This is a genomic window from Celeribacter indicus, assembly GCF_000819565.1.
In the GTDB taxonomy this organism is placed as follows: Bacteria; Pseudomonadota; Alphaproteobacteria; order Rhodobacterales; family Rhodobacteraceae; genus Celeribacter; species Celeribacter indicus.
The window spans coordinates 4,402,935-4,415,948 of record NZ_CP004393.1; the positions used below are offsets into that span (position 1 = coordinate 4,402,935).

14 protein-coding genes are annotated in these 13,014 nt (G+C 66.0%); 5 read left to right on the forward strand and 9 right to left on the reverse strand.

What is annotated here, in order from left to right; genetic code table 11:
- Window positions 1-3: 3 nt before the first annotated feature.
- From P73_RS21480 to P73_RS21490, 3 genes are all read right to left on the reverse strand, one after another.
- Window positions 4-834, reverse strand: coding sequence for a 4-(cytidine 5'-diphospho)-2-C-methyl-D-erythritol kinase (locus P73_RS21480; protein WP_043871157.1), 831 nt, complete (start codon window positions 832-834; stop codon window positions 4-6).
- Window positions 824-2,494 (reverse strand): tetratricopeptide repeat protein, encoded by a 1,671-nt coding sequence (locus tag P73_RS21485; RefSeq protein ID WP_169747685.1) that lies wholly within the window; start codon window positions 2,492-2,494, stop codon window positions 824-826. Before P73_RS21485 ends, P73_RS21480 begins: the two co-directional genes overlap by 11 nt.
- 153 nt (window positions 2,495-2,647) lie before the next feature.
- On the reverse strand, window positions 2,648-4,297 hold the full coding sequence (locus tag P73_RS21490; protein WP_043871159.1) for an electron transfer flavoprotein-ubiquinone oxidoreductase: 1,650 nt from the start codon (window positions 4,295-4,297) through the stop codon (window positions 2,648-2,650).
- A 320-nt stretch (window positions 4,298-4,617) separates the two neighbouring features.
- Here P73_RS21490 and greA point away from each other — a divergent pair, with 320 nt between their 5' ends.
- The 4 genes from greA (at window position 4,618) to P73_RS21510 (ending at window position 7,268) form a co-directional block, all read left to right on the forward strand.
- Window positions 4,618-5,088, forward strand: coding sequence for a transcription elongation factor GreA (gene greA, locus P73_RS21495; RefSeq protein WP_043871160.1), 471 nt, complete (start codon window positions 4,618-4,620; stop codon window positions 5,086-5,088).
- 32 nt (window positions 5,089-5,120) lie between these two features.
- Window positions 5,121-6,125, forward strand: coding sequence for a hypothetical protein (locus tag P73_RS21500; protein WP_043872075.1), 1,005 nt, complete (start codon window positions 5,121-5,123; stop codon window positions 6,123-6,125).
- Window positions 6,126-6,228: 103 nt separating this feature from the next.
- Complete coding sequence (locus tag P73_RS21505; protein WP_043871161.1) at window positions 6,229-6,939, forward strand: AzlC family ABC transporter permease; 711 nt, start codon at window positions 6,229-6,231, stop codon at window positions 6,937-6,939.
- Entirely contained in the window at window positions 6,936-7,268 is a 333-nt protein-coding gene (locus tag P73_RS21510; RefSeq protein ID WP_043871162.1) for an AzlD domain-containing protein, read from the forward strand. Before P73_RS21505 ends, P73_RS21510 begins: the two co-directional genes overlap by 4 nt.
- On the opposite strand, the gene P73_RS21515 is transcribed toward P73_RS21510, so the two are convergent.
- The 6 genes from P73_RS21515 to P73_RS21540 all read right to left on the reverse strand — a co-directional run bounded on the left by P73_RS21515 (window position 7,261) and on the right by P73_RS21540 (window position 12,029).
- Complete coding sequence (locus P73_RS21515) at window positions 7,261-7,878, reverse strand: hypothetical protein (RefSeq protein WP_245629208.1); 618 nt, start codon at window positions 7,876-7,878, stop codon at window positions 7,261-7,263. The two genes, P73_RS21510 and P73_RS21515, sit on opposite strands and share 8 nt — an antisense overlap.
- 30 nt (window positions 7,879-7,908) lie before the next feature.
- Entirely contained in the window at window positions 7,909-8,043 is a 135-nt protein-coding gene (locus P73_RS21520) for an aa3-type cytochrome c oxidase subunit IV (protein WP_043871163.1), read from the reverse strand.
- Between the two features lie 74 nt (window positions 8,044-8,117).
- The gene (locus P73_RS21525) at window positions 8,118-8,594 is read right to left on the reverse strand and encodes a DUF6173 family protein (protein ID WP_043871164.1); all 477 of its coding nucleotides are present in this window, start codon (window positions 8,592-8,594) and stop codon (window positions 8,118-8,120) included.
- A gap of 1 nt (window position 8,595) precedes the next feature.
- On the reverse strand, window positions 8,596-9,627 hold the full coding sequence (locus P73_RS21530) for an MBL fold metallo-hydrolase (RefSeq protein WP_043871165.1): 1,032 nt from the start codon (window positions 9,625-9,627) through the stop codon (window positions 8,596-8,598).
- Window positions 9,624-11,336, reverse strand: a complete 1,713-nt coding sequence (locus P73_RS21535; RefSeq protein WP_043871166.1) for an acyl-CoA dehydrogenase — start codon at window positions 11,334-11,336, stop codon at window positions 9,624-9,626. Before P73_RS21535 ends, P73_RS21530 begins: the two co-directional genes overlap by 4 nt.
- A gap of 120 nt (window positions 11,337-11,456) precedes the next feature.
- Window positions 11,457-12,029, reverse strand: a complete 573-nt coding sequence (locus tag P73_RS21540; protein ID WP_043871167.1) for a YqgE/AlgH family protein — start codon at window positions 12,027-12,029, stop codon at window positions 11,457-11,459.
- A gap of 144 nt (window positions 12,030-12,173) precedes the next feature.
- On the opposite strand from P73_RS21540, the gene P73_RS21545 reads away from it, so the two are divergent.
- A complete protein-coding gene (locus P73_RS21545; RefSeq protein ID WP_052453500.1) occupies window positions 12,174-12,974 on the forward strand; it encodes a protein-disulfide reductase DsbD domain-containing protein in 801 nt (266 codons plus the stop codon).
- Window positions 12,975-13,014 lie beyond the last annotated feature (40 nt).

Here is a 13,014-nt window from a genome sequence, read left to right on the forward strand (position 1 = left end):
CTGTCAGACCGGCAATGTGCTGGCCGAGCGGACCCACCACCAGGGATTCCGGGCGGTGAGCTGCGCCGCGGCGACATCGGCGCGATAGCGATCCTCGAACAGTGCGAAACAGGTCGCACCCGATCCCGACATCCGCACCATCCGCGCCCCCGGCGCCTGCGCCAGCGCGGCGAGTGCGGCGGTGATTTCGGGCGCGATCCCGACCGCCGCCCCCTCGAGGTCGTTGCGCTGAGTCGAAAGCCAGTCGATCATCGCCAGCGCATCCGGCCAGTCCGGCAGGATCTCCGGCATGGGCGTGTTGTCGCGCCGCTCAAGCCCCGCGAAGACGGCGGGCGTCGCCACCTCCACCCGCGGATTGACCAGCACCAGATGCAGGACCGGCATGCTGACCGGCCGCAGCCTTTCGCCCACTCCAGTCATCCGCGCGGGACGCGTGGACAGGCAGACGGGAAGATCGGCGCCGAGGGTGAGCGCCCGTTCCGCACTGACCGGGGTGGCGCCGAGCCGGGCCGCCGCCCTGAGCGTCGCGGCCGCATCCGCCGATCCGCCACCGATGCCAGAGGCCGGCGGCAGCCGCTTGTCGAGCAGGATCTCCATCGGCCATTCCGCAAGGCGCGCGGCCCGCAGCGCGAGGTTCGTCTCGTCCGTCGGCACGCCCGCGGCGAAGGGACCCGTCACCTCGAACGTCGAGGCCGCCGCGGGGCTGGCCGTGATCTGGTCGCCCACGTCGACGAAGGCCACGAGGCTGTCAAGGAGGTGATATCCGTCCTCCCGCTGTCCGGTGACGTGCAGGGTGAGGTTGATCTTCGCGGGAGCAAAAACCTTAACCGTCATTCGGACTCCGGGTCGGCGCCTCGCCCTCGTCGATGAGCACCCGGTCGAGCCCCACGTCAAGCTTGCGCCGGATCCGTTCGGCATCCTCGTCCTCGGGCTCGAAGGACAGCGCGCGCTCCCACTGGAACCGCGCCTCGCGTTCGCGACCGACCGCCCAATAAACGTCGCCCAGGTGATCATTGATGATCGGATCGACCGGCATCAGCGCGACCGCGCGCTCCATCGGGTCGACCGCCTCCTCGTACCGGCCGAGACGGTAGAGCCCCCAACCCAGGGAATCGGTGATGTAGCCGTCCTGCGGCCGCGCCTCGGCGGCCTTGCGGATCATGTCCATCGCTTCGTCGAGGTTGGACTTCATCTCCAGAAAGGAATAGCCGAGATAGTTCAGCACCTGCGGCTGGTCGGGCTGAAGCGCGAGCGCCTGACGCAGATCGGTCTCAGCCTCCTCCCACTGGCCCAGACGCTCATGGGCAATCCCGCGGGTAAAGAACAGCGGCCAATCGGAGCGGGTCGGCTCCCCGGTCAGATCGACTGCGGCCGAATAGGCCGCCACGGCTTCCTCATAGCGTTCGTGTCGGCGCAGCGCGTCGCCGAGGGCAATCTGGGCGCTCGCGAGTTCGGGACGCGCCTTCGCGAGCTGTCGCAGCACCTCGAGCTCCGCCTCGTCTTGCCCCGAGGCGCGGAGCGTGTTCGCCCGTCCGAGCTCCGCCATCGGATAGGCCGGGTCCTCCGGCGGGATTGCCGCAAAGGCCTCCGCCGCGAGCGCATGGCGTCCGAGCCGTTCGAGAAGGGAAGCGACGGCGAGCGCATAGCTCGCCTGATCGGGACGCAGTTCCTGCGCCATGCGCGCATAAAGCAGGGTATAGGCATCGTCGAGACCGCCATCGAGCGCCGAGGCGACCGCGAAGAACACATCGGCCATCCCGTCCCTTGCATTGCGCACGACGGTGAAGGGCGCGCGTTCTCCGGCCTCGAGCGTGCGGCGCAGCGCTTCGACGCCGGGGTCCTCGGCTCCGCCGAAGGCCTCGTCAAGGAGCGCGAGCGCCTCCTCGTTGCGTTCGAGCTGACTCAGGACCTGGGCCCGCGCCAGCACGGAGAGACGGGTCGGCGCCATCGCGGGATCGGAAAGGGTCTGCTCCGCCCCCTCGAAATCGCCCACCAGCGCCAGGGCCAGCGCCTTGTTGTAGGGGCCGAAGAATTCAAACCCCTCGACCTGCGCGGCCTGCGTGTCGAAGATCTCGAGCGCGGCGCTCATGTCGCCCTCACCGACCAGCGCCCAGGCCCGCAACATCCCGTCGACCACGGTGCTGATGCTTTTGCCGTCATCGAGCGCGGCGATCACCGCGGCGAAGTCATCCTCCCGCGCCATGCGGGTCAGCAGGGCCATTGCCGCGATCTGGTTTCCCGGTTCGAGCGTGTCGAGGCGCTCCGCATCCTGCTGCGCGGCATCGAAATTCCCCATGGAGAGTTCGGAGGACACCACCGCTTCGAGCAGCGCGGCATTCTCGGGATCGTCCACGAGCGCACGTTCGGCATATTGCGACAGGTCCTCGAAGGAGCGGTCGATCGTCGCCTGGCGCGCCGCCAGATAGGCGCCCACATCGGCCGTGGCGGCGCGGGGCGAAAGGCCGCCCGCGAGCACCAGTCCCGCTGCGGTCATCGCGATTATCATGCGGCCGGCGCGTGCTGTCACCTGTCTACTCCATGGCTTGTCGTCCACGGGAGCCTATCCGCCAAAGCGGCCCGCCGCAACGCAAACGGGAGCCGCCGGGGCCCCCGTTTTCCGGTCGGTCGCAACACGTTGCCGTGAAGCTCACATATTCCCGTAGTTGGGACCATCGCCGCCCTGCGGCACCGTCCAGTTGATGTTCTGGGGCGGGTCCTTGATGTCGCAGGTCTTGCAATGCACGCAGTTCTGGAAGTTGATCTGGAACCGCAGATCCGCGCCCTCGCCCACGTATTCATAGACCCCCGCCGGGCAATATCGCGCCGACGGGCCGGCATATTCGGGCAGATTCACCCTGAGCGGGATCTCCGGATCCTTGAGCTTCAGGTGGCAGGGCTGGCTTTCCTCGTGGTTCGTCGCCGAGAAGGAAACATTCGTCAGCCTGTCGAAGGAAATCACGCCATCGGGCTTGGGATAGTCGATCGGCTTGAACTTTGCCGCCTTGCCGGTCGCCTCCGCATCCGTCTTGCCGTGTTTCACCGTGCCGAACATCGAGATGCCGAGAAGGTTATTCGTCCACATGTCGAACCCGCCAAGCGCCAGCGATGCGGTTAGGCCATATTTCGACCACAGCGGCTTGACGTTGCGCACGCGCTTAAGGTCGCGGCCCACCGCCCCCTCGCGCAGTTCGGTGTCGTAGCTTTCGAGCGTGTCGCCGGAGCGACCCTCCCCCAGCGCCGCGACGACATGCTCCGCCGCCGCCTTGCCCGACAGCATCGCGTTGTGGTTGCCCTTGATCCGCGGCACGTTGACGAGCCCGACCGAACAGCCGAGAAGCGCACCCCCCGGAAAGGCCGCCTTTGGCATCGACTGATAGCCGCCCTCCGAGATCGCCCGCGCGCCATAGGCCACGCGCTTGCCCCCCTCGAGCAGTTCGCGCACCAGCGGATGATGCTTGAACCGCTGGAATTCCATGTAGGGATAGAGATAGGGATTCTCATAGTTCAGGTGGACCACGAAACCGAGATAGAGCTGGTTGTTCTCCGCGTGGTAGATGAAGCCACCGCCGCCCGCGTTCGAGCCGAGCGGCCAGCCCATCGAGTGCCAGACCTTGCCCTCGCGGTGCTTCGACGGGTCGATCTCCCAGATCTCCTTCATCCCGAGGCCGTATTTCTGCGCGTCGCGGCCGGTCCGCAGGTCGTATTTCGCGATGATCTCCTTCGCGAGAGACCCGCGCACGCCTTCGCCGATCAGGACATATTTGCCGAGCAATTCCATGCCAGGCTCGTAGGCCTCGGTCGGCTCGCCGTCCGGGCCGCGGCCGAATTCGCCCGCCACGACGCCCCGAACCTCACCGTTCTCGCCATAGACCAGTTGCGAGCAGGACATGCCGGGGAAGACCTCGACGCCGAGTTCCTCGGCCTGTTCGGCCATCCAGCGGCAGACATTGCCCATGGAGACGATATAGTTGCCATGGTTCGACATCAGCGGCGGCAGCGGCCAGTTCGGAATGCGGATCGAGCCTGCCTCGCCCAGGACGTGGAAATGGTCTTCGGTCACCTCCGTCTTTACCGGCGCGCCCCGATCCTTCCAGTCCGGGATCAGCGCGTCGAGACCGCAGGGATCGAGCACCGCGCCGGACAGGATATGGGCGCCGACTTCCGACCCCTTCTCGAGCACGACCACCGAAAGATCGGGATCGAGCTGTTTCAGCCGGATTGCCGCCGACAGGCCGGCAGGTCCCGCCCCGACAATAACCACGTCATATTCCATCGCCTCACGCTCGATGATCGACATTAAATTTCTCCCTGGCTCAGGCGCAATTCTGCGCAGTCCTACCCGCATTCCCGCGTGATGGTCAATTTCAGAACACATATGGCGTCGCAACGTTAATGCCATCGTGTCGCGAAAACGCCGGACAATCTGAAAAAAGCGGAAGCTGACGCCTGGGACCACGGTCGGAAAGCGACATGCACGGCCTCGCCGGAACGACAGAACGCTTGCAATCGAGGGCCATTCCGCGTCAGGTATAACGCCAAGAGTCAGAGAGACCACACGCGCGGCGGTTTTCCGCCGCGGTCTTTTTTTATGCAGTGGAAGGCCAGGGAAGAGATCCTATGGAAAAGATCCTGATGACCCGCGCGGGGCATGCCGCGCTGAACGAAGAGCTGAAAAAACTCAAGTCCGTCGAGCGCCCGGCGATTATCCAGGCCATCGCGGAAGCGCGCGAGCTTGGCGATCTTTCCGAGAACGCCGAATACCATTCCGCGCGGGAGAAGCAGAGCTTCATCGAGGGGCGGATCAAGGAGCTCGAAGGCATCCTGTCGCTCGCCGAAGTGGTCGATCCCAAAAGCCTGTCCGGTGCGGTGAAATTCTCCGCCACGGTGACGATCGTCGACGAGGACACCGATGAGGAGAAGACCTATCAGATCGTCGGCGAACATGAGGCCGATATCGAGCGCGGACTTCTGAACATCAAGTCTCCGCTCGCTCGTGCACTCATCGGCAAGGACGAGGGCGACAGCGTCGAAGTCCGCACGCCGGGCGGCGAAAAGAGCTACGAAATCCTCAAGATCGCGTATATCTGAGGCGGCAGGAAGACGCGGTCGTGGAGGCCCATGTGGCAGAGGACAGCCCCAAGAAGATCGAGCTCGGCGTGTACCAGCGGCCGGAAGAAGAACCGAAGATCACCGCGACGGAAGTGATCGCCGCGGTTCTTTCGCTGATCTGGCTTGCCCTCACCGCCGGCTTCTTCCTCATCCTCGGCGATGGTTCCGGCGAGTTCGATTCGATCCGCTTCGTGATGATGCTGATCGCGATCTTCATGCCGGTGGCGATGATCTGGGTCGGCGCGCTCGCGGTGCGGGTCTCCGTCACGATGCGCGAGGAAAGCCGCAGGCTTCAGTCCGCGATCTCCGCCATGCGTCAGTCCTACCTGTCGCAGCAACATGCCGGCGCGCAACCGACGAGCGTGGAGAAGAAGCTCGAAGAGATCGCCGCCGCCCAGCGCAAGACGGAGACGACGCTGGCCATGTTCACCTCGATCCGCCCCGCGGCGACCCCGGCGGAGGACCGGCTGGCGATCCCCGCGCCCGCGCTTGTCGAGGAACAGGCCTCCCTGGCGCTGGGGACACCCGCCGAATCCCTCGCCCCGCCACTCTCGGTTGCCGATTTCATCAAGGCGATGAATTTTCCCGAAACCGCAGAGGACAAGGAAGGATTCCGTGCCCTGCGCCGCGCCCTCTCCGACCGCAAGATCAGCCAGCTCATTCACGCCGCGCAGGATGTGCTCACGCTGCTGTCCCAGGACGGGATCTACATGGACGACCTCCGTCCCGACCGCGCGAAACCCGCGCTCTGGCGGCGCTTTGCGGGCGGGGAACGCGGCCATGCCATCGCTCCCTTGGGCGGGGTCCGCGACCGCTCCTCGCTCGCCCTCGCCTCGGGCCGGATGAAGCAGGACGCCATCTTCCGGGACGCCGTCCATCATTTTCTGCGCAAGTTCGACAAGACCTTCTCCGAATTCGCCTCCTCCGCGACGGACGAGGAAATCGCCGCGCTGACCGACACCCGCACCGCGCGCGCCTTCATGCTCCTGGGGCGTGTCACGGGAACCTTCGACTGAGCGCGCCATTCACCGATCGCCCCCCCGGCTTCGCGAAAAATGGCGCTGGGACAGCCTTGTGATTTCGCCTAGTGTCGCCTGACCTTCGGACCCGGAGAATGCCATGTCCCCCAGCACGCGCCAGTTCCTCACCGGCGTCAGAGACGGCCTGCCCTTTCACATCGTGATCTGGCCATTTGCCGCGATCTTCGGCGCGATTGCCGCCCAGGCGGGCCTGAACGTCGCGCAGGTGATGGGATTTTCCGTGCTGATGATCGCGGGGTCAGCACAGCTCACCGCGCTCCAGCTCATGACCGAGCAGGCGCCCACCGTCATCGTCATCCTCACCGCCCTTGCGGTCAATCTGCGGGCGGGCATGTATTCGGCCTCGATCACGCCACATCTCGGCAAGGCCCCGCTTCTGACCCGCGCCTTCGCGGCCTATTTGCTTTACGATCAGCCTTTTGCGCTCTCGAGCGTCAAGTTCGAGGAGGAGCCGGAGCTGAGCCTGTCCGAAAAGCTCGGTTATTTCTTCGGCGTCGCCATTCCTATCGGGCTCGGATGGTATGCGATGACCCTGTTCGGGGCGCTTCTGGGTGACCGGATGCCGTCCGATATCGGTCTCGAATTCGCGGTGCCGATCACCTTCCTGGCGGTCATCGCGCCGCTGTTGAAATCCCTGGCCCATCTGGCCTCCGCCGTCACCGCGATGGTGCTCGCGCTCGTGCTCGACGTCCTCCCCTTCGGCACGGGACTGCTCGTTGCGGCATGTGTGGCGCTCTTCGTCGGAGCGGGAGTGGAAACCTGGGTAGAGAAACGAAAGGCGCGCAGATGATCGAAGCAGACAGCGGGGAAATCTGGGCGATCATCATCTGCCTCGGGATCGGCACCTTCCTGATCCGCTTTTCCTTCCTGGGCCTCGTCGGAGACCGCCCGCTGCCCGGCTGGGCGCTGCGGCTCCTGCGCTATACGCCGGTCGCGGTGCTTCCCGCGGTCGCCTCTCCGATGATCTTCGGATCGGGAGAGCATGCGGCGGAACCGCTGCGGCTGGTCTGCGCCGCACTGACGGTGATTGTGGGCATCTGGACACGCAGCGTCCTCTGGGCGATCGTCGCCGGCCTCGGCCTGTTCTTCGGCCTTGGCGCAATCCTTCAGCTCAGTTGAGCAGAAGCGGCGGGGCCTGCACGAGCCGCCCGTTGTCGTCGGGGCTGTCGTCGTAGAACTTGCTCTCGATCACTCCCGGCTGCTCGGCGAACCAGAACATCAGCTTCTTCGGCGACATCGTGCGGGGCACATCCCCGAAGCCCGGCAGCCCCTGCAGGATCGAGGAGACGCTCGCGGCGCATTGGGTCTTCGACACCGCGCCATGGGACTGGATCTTGGCCAGCGCCAGCTCCGCGACCTCGGGGCTCACCACGATCTCCTGACGCACCACATGCCAGGTCACGCGGGCGTGGTAATCCATATAGAACTGCACAGCCGCATCCGACATGCCGAAATGCACATCATTCCGCTCCGGCAGGTGCGGATGATAGAACGTGCCCGCCGGATCGAAGATCGCGCGCTGCGAGGGGGCGTTGACCAAGAGCGAGGAATGCCCGCCCTTGCCGCTCCGGTTGTTGATGACGGTGAACAGGGTCAGCGAATAGGGTGCGCCGTGAACGTAGCGGGCGCGGGCGACCTCTGCGTCCGGCGCCCATTTCGACTCGGCGGCACCACAGGCAGACAGGATCAGAAGGCCCAGAAGCCCGAACACGCGGTAAAGAATCGGCAAAACTAAGCCCCCCGGCCGCAGCGAACGCGATCAGCTGTTGAAGATGGCGAGGAACAACAGGACCACGACCGAGGCGCCCGCCACATAGGTGGCCGCCTTCAGGAAACCGTTAAAGGTCTTTTCCTGCGCGGTGATGTCCATCTCTCCGTGTTTGTAGTCCGACATCTTCAACTGTCCTTTTCCGTGCGTTTCTCTGGCCTTGGATTAGACGATTTGAATCGCCCTGTCACCCGCGACGTTCAGCTTGCCGCCTCTTGTTCCAGATCGGCCACAAGGCGGAAGCCGATGCGCGCTGGCGCCTCTTCGGGCGCCTGTTTCGGCAGGGCGCGCAGCATCACGTTGAGCTGGGTGACATGCTGGACGAGCTGGGTCTTTGCCCCGCTCTCGTCGCAGCCATAGAAGGTCACGATATCGGGATCGAAAAAGCCGACCCCCTCGATCCGCATCACCCCCGTGTCGGAGCCGGCGAACCCCATCGCGATCTCATGTTCGCTGTCGAGCTGCTCCTCGAAATTCTGGATGTAGAGGATGAGGCGCTCGTAAGCCCATTCGGCCGGGCTCTTTTCCTGAAGCGGCTTGCGGGCCACGGCGCTCGGCAGCGGCTTTTGCTCCGCCGTGCGCGGGGCGCCGGGATCCACGAGGGCGACGCGCGCCTGCGGCAGCGCCGCTTCCTCATGCGCCTCGGCTGTGGTGCGGATATCGTCCTGTCCGGCCATGTCACTCTCCTGCCTGCCACAGGATCGCACCATCCTCCCTCAGCCGTCCGATGACAAGCCCCCGTGCTTCGAGATGGCGGCAATGGGCCATCGCCTCGACCATGGCGAGGCCATATTCCCCCGCACCGATCTTGCGCCGAAAGAGCACGTCGAAACATTCACAAGCGGTTCTTGGTTCCGCGAGCGCCTCGAGCAACCGGCCGAGCGCGTGTTCGTGGCCGTCGATCAGCTGGCGCAGCCGGACGGGAAGGCCGCGATACGGCAGCCGGTGACCGGTCAGCACGAGCTGTTCCCCCGTCGCATGAGGAAGGAACTTCTGGCAGCTCTCCAGCCAGTCGCCCACCGGATCCGCGAAGGGCTCCGTGCTGTGGATCCCGAGGTTGGGGGAGATCGCGCCGAGGAGCTGGTCGCCGCCGATCACCAGATCCCCGTCCCGGCTCCAGAAGGTCGCGTGTTCCGGCGCATGCCCGTCGCCGCAGCGCACGTCCCAGAGCCGCCCGCCGATCTCCACCGTATCGCCCTCGCGAATGCGCCTGTAGCCGAGCGGGATCGGCGCGGTGGCATCCGCGGTGTTGAAGGGACGTTCGCTGAGCCGGCTCTGGTAGATCTCGGGCGCCATGCCGCAGGAACGCCAGAAGGCGCACATCTCCGGCGTCGGCGCCTCCTGCACATCGAGCTGGAGCATCCGCGCCATGAGATAGGCGGTGCGCGTCGTCATGAGCGAGGCGCCGTGATCGGTCATGAACCAGCCGGCAAGGCCGATATGGTCGAGGTGGTGATGGGTCGCGATGACCCGCGTCACGGGCTTCCCCGCGAGCGGGCCCGCAAGAAGCGCCTCCCAAGCCGCCCGTGTCTGCGCGGTGTCGATCCCCGTGTCCACCACACTCCACCCGTCGCCCTCGTCGAAAGCATAGACATTGACGTGGCCGAGCGGTTTCGGCATCGGCATCTGCGCCCAGAACACGCCTTCCGCAACCTCGCGCACGCCCCCCGGTTCGGGTGCATCATGGAACGTGCGGATCGGCTGGGTCATGGGGCTGCAAGGTCCTCGGCACTCAGGGCATAGATGTCGGCGGCCCCAAGGCGGGCCTGCGCGAGAAGCGCGACATGTTCGGGCAACATACGCTTGATATAGAAATCCGCAAGCCGGGCGCGGGGACCGGCGCCGCCCTCCGCGATCGCCGCCTTGAGGTGGAAATGCCCACCGAGCACCCGCGCAAAGGCGCGCAGGAAGGGCACGGCCCCTGCGAACCGGTCGTTGAGCGGCAGGGCCACCATCTCCTCGGTCGCCTCGCGCAGCGTCTCTGCCGCGTCCCAGACCGCCTTGGCCCGTTTCGGCAGGGTCGCGCGCGCCGCCTCTGCAAAGCTCTCGATCTCGTCGAGCAAGGCAAAGGCGGCCTCGCCCCCGTCCGCCAGCTTGCGCCCGACGAAATCCATCGCCTGAATGCCGTTGGTGCCTTCGTAGATCGAGGTGATCCGCGCATCCCGCGCATATTGCGCCGCGCCGGCCTCCTCGACAAAGCCCATGCCGCCATGGACCTGCACCCCGGTCTGGGCGACTTCGTGGCCGATATCGGTCGAGAAGGCCTTTGCCACCGGAATGAGGAACGCCCCCCGCGCCTGCTGCTCGGGTTCCGTGCGTCCGAGATCGAGCGCCACGCCGCAGGCCAGCGAAATCGCCCGCGCCACATAGGTCTCCGCGCGCATGGTGGCGAGCATCCGGCGCACGTCGGCATGGTCGATGATCCCCGCGCCCTCGCGCCCGAGCGGTGATCTGCCCTGCACCCGCTCCACGGCATAGGCCAGCGCCTTCTGCGTCGCGGCCTCGGCCACGCCCACGCCCTGCACCGCCACGCCGAGACGGGCGTTGTTCATCATCGTGAACATGCACCTCATGCCCTCGTGCTCCTCGCCCACGAGCCAGCCCGTCGCCCCGTCATATTGCATGACGCAGGTCGGAGAGCCGTGAATTCCGAGCTTGTGCTCGAGGCTCACGACATGAAGACTGTTGCGCGCCCCGGCCTTCCCCTCCGCATCGGGCAGGAATTTCGGCACCATGAAGAGCGAAATGCCCTTGGTTCCCGGCCCGCCATCCGGCAGCCGCGCGAGCACGAGATGACAGACGTTTTCGGCGAAATCGTTATCGCCCCAGGTGATGAAGATCTTCTGGCCGGTGATGCGATAGGTGCCGTCGCCGTTGCGCTCGGCCCGCGTCGTCAGCGCCCCCACATCCGATCCCGCGCCGCTTTCCGTGAGATTCATCGTGCCGCACCAGTCGCCGGAAATCAGCTTCGGGATATAGAGCGCGCAGAGCTCCTCCGAGGCGTGATGTTCGAGCGCCTCGATCTGACCCTGGGTCATCAACGGCTGGAGCGAGAGCGACAGGCAGGCGCCCGCCATCATCTCGTTGACCGCCGTCGCCACCGCAAGCGGCAGGCCAAGTCCGCCATTGGCCTCCTGCGCGAGCATGCCGATCCAACCGCCTTCGGCGATCCTGGCGATGCCCTCCGCGAATCCCGGCGAGGTATGCACCACCCCGTCCTCGAGCACCGCGGGATGGAGATCTCCGCCCCGGTCGAGCGGCGCGATGACGTCGCTGGCGAGCTTTCCCGCCTCCTCGAGGATGGCTGCGACGGTCTCCGCGTCGAGTTCCGCGAAGGCCGGACTTTTCAACAGTTTGGAGAAATCGACCACATGGTCGAAAATGAACTGATACTCCGAAACCGGGGCGCGATAGGTCATCTCCGTCTCCTCCTGACACGCATGTGTCACGCGGTTACGCGGCGCCGGAACGCGACCCGCGCCGTCAATTCGGCCTTTACCCTAACCAAGGAGGAAAAACCGCCCAACCCGAACGCTGCGTCACGCCCGCCCTGCATTCCCGGAGAGAAGCGCCGGGCTCACGCCCAGCGAGGAGAGCGCCGCCTCCCACTTGCCGAGATCGGGCGTCGCGAACACGATCTTCGGGTCGGCCTCGCAAATGAGCCAGCCGTTCTCCGCGATCTCCGCCTCGAGCTGTCCGGGCCCCCAGCCGGCATAGCCGAGACAGAGAAGACGCTCCGCCGGCCCGAGGCCTTCCGCCATGTCGCGCAGGATTTCCCGCGAGGCCGTCATGGCGAACCGCTCGCCCACGTCGAGCGAGGCATGGTCGGTGTTGTAATCGGCGCTGTGCAGCACGAAGCCGCGCCCCATCTCGACCGGCCCGCCGAAATGCACGGGCAGCGGACGCATCATCGGCGTCGGCTCGATATCGAGCTGCTCGAGCACGTCGCCCACGGCAATCTCCGAGGAGATCTTGTTGATCATGAGCCCCATGGCCCCTTCCTCCGAATGTGCGCAGAGGAAGACCACCGCCGTCTCGAAGCGGGCGTCGCCGATGCCGGGCATCGCGATCAGGAGCTTGCCGGCCAGATCCTGTAAAATCTCTTTGTCCATGCCCTTACCTCACCCCATGTCCTTGCCGGGCGCAAGGGCCGACATCGCCCTCGATCGCGACGCGGCGGCCACATGCGCTCCGCCACGCGGCCTGTCGCCCAAAAGTGAGTTTGAGTGAGGCGGGCGCGCGCGTATATCGGTTCCATGATGAAAACGCTCTCGCTCCTGTTCCGTTCCGCCGCCCTCTGCCTCGCCCTGACGCCGCCGCTCGCGGCGCAGGAGGGGGCGGATCTCACGCGGGTGGAGGTCCTGCCCGGCTGGCAGATGGAAAACGGGCACCGCATGGCAGCACTCAGGGTGCGCCTCGCGCCGGGATGGCACACCTATTGGCGCGCTCCGGGCGAGGCCGGCATTCCGCCGAGCTTCGACTGGTCGGGATCGCGCAATGTCGCGCGGGTGACGCCGCACTGGCCTGCTCCCGCGCTCTACGACCAGAACGGCATGTGGTATCTGGGCTACGAGCAGGAACTCGTGCTGCCGCTCGAGATCACGCCGTCGGGACCGGGCGAATTGCACCTCGCCGGGACGATGGATCTGGGCGTGTGCAACGACATCTGCGTGCCGATGCGGGCGGAGATTTCCGCGCCGCTGTCCGCCTCCGGCGACGGCGGCACGAGCGCTCCGATCCGCGCCGCGCTCGCCGACAGGCCCGAGCGGCTGTCCGGCGCCCGCTGTGAGGCGGCTCCGATCAAGGACGGGATGCGCCTCGTCGCGACGCTTGCGCTGCCCGACCTGGGGCCGCGCGAGGTGGCGGTGATCGAGCATCCCGACAAGGCGATCTGGGTCTCCGAAAGCGCGTTGCGGCGTGCGGGACAGACGGTCGAGATCGCGAGCGATCTCGTGCCGGAGACCGCGCAGCCCTTCTTCATCGACCGCTCCGAACTGACCATCACGGTGATCGGGGGCGGCAAGGCATATGAGGCACAGGGATGCACCGGCGGCTGACCCCGTCGGTCCGCTTCCCATTCCCATTCCCGGCCCCGCC

What these genes read in the sequence shown, in the direction of transcription:
- P73_RS21480 (WP_043871157.1), bottom strand. Translation starts at nt 834, where the DNA reads ATGACGGTTAAGGTTTTTGCTCCCGCGAAGATCAACCTCACCCTGCAC.
- P73_RS21485 (WP_169747685.1), bottom strand. Translation starts at nt 2,494, where the DNA reads ATGACCGCAGCGGGACTGGTGCTCGCGGGCGGCCTTTCGCCCCGCGCC.
- P73_RS21490 (WP_043871159.1), bottom strand. Translation starts at nt 4,297, where the DNA reads ATGTCGATCATCGAGCGTGAGGCGATGGAATATGACGTGGTTATTGTC.
- greA (WP_043871160.1), top strand. Translation starts at nt 4,618, where the DNA reads ATGGAAAAGATCCTGATGACCCGCGCGGGGCATGCCGCGCTGAACGAA.
- P73_RS21505 (WP_043871161.1), top strand. Translation starts at nt 6,229, where the DNA reads ATGTCCCCCAGCACGCGCCAGTTCCTCACCGGCGTCAGAGACGGCCTG.
- P73_RS21510 (WP_043871162.1), top strand. Translation starts at nt 6,936, where the DNA reads ATGATCGAAGCAGACAGCGGGGAAATCTGGGCGATCATCATCTGCCTC.
- P73_RS21520 (WP_043871163.1), bottom strand. Translation starts at nt 8,043, where the DNA reads ATGTCGGACTACAAACACGGAGAGATGGACATCACCGCGCAGGAAAAG.
- P73_RS21525 (WP_043871164.1), bottom strand. Translation starts at nt 8,594, where the DNA reads ATGGCCGGACAGGACGATATCCGCACCACAGCCGAGGCGCATGAGGAA.
- P73_RS21530 (WP_043871165.1), bottom strand. Translation starts at nt 9,627, where the DNA reads ATGACCCAGCCGATCCGCACGTTCCATGATGCACCCGAACCGGGGGGC.
- P73_RS21535 (WP_043871166.1), bottom strand. Translation starts at nt 11,336, where the DNA reads ATGACCTATCGCGCCCCGGTTTCGGAGTATCAGTTCATTTTCGACCAT.
- P73_RS21540 (WP_043871167.1), bottom strand. Translation starts at nt 12,029, where the DNA reads ATGGACAAAGAGATTTTACAGGATCTGGCCGGCAAGCTCCTGATCGCG.
- P73_RS21545 (WP_052453500.1), top strand. Translation starts at nt 12,174, where the DNA reads ATGATGAAAACGCTCTCGCTCCTGTTCCGTTCCGCCGCCCTCTGCCTC.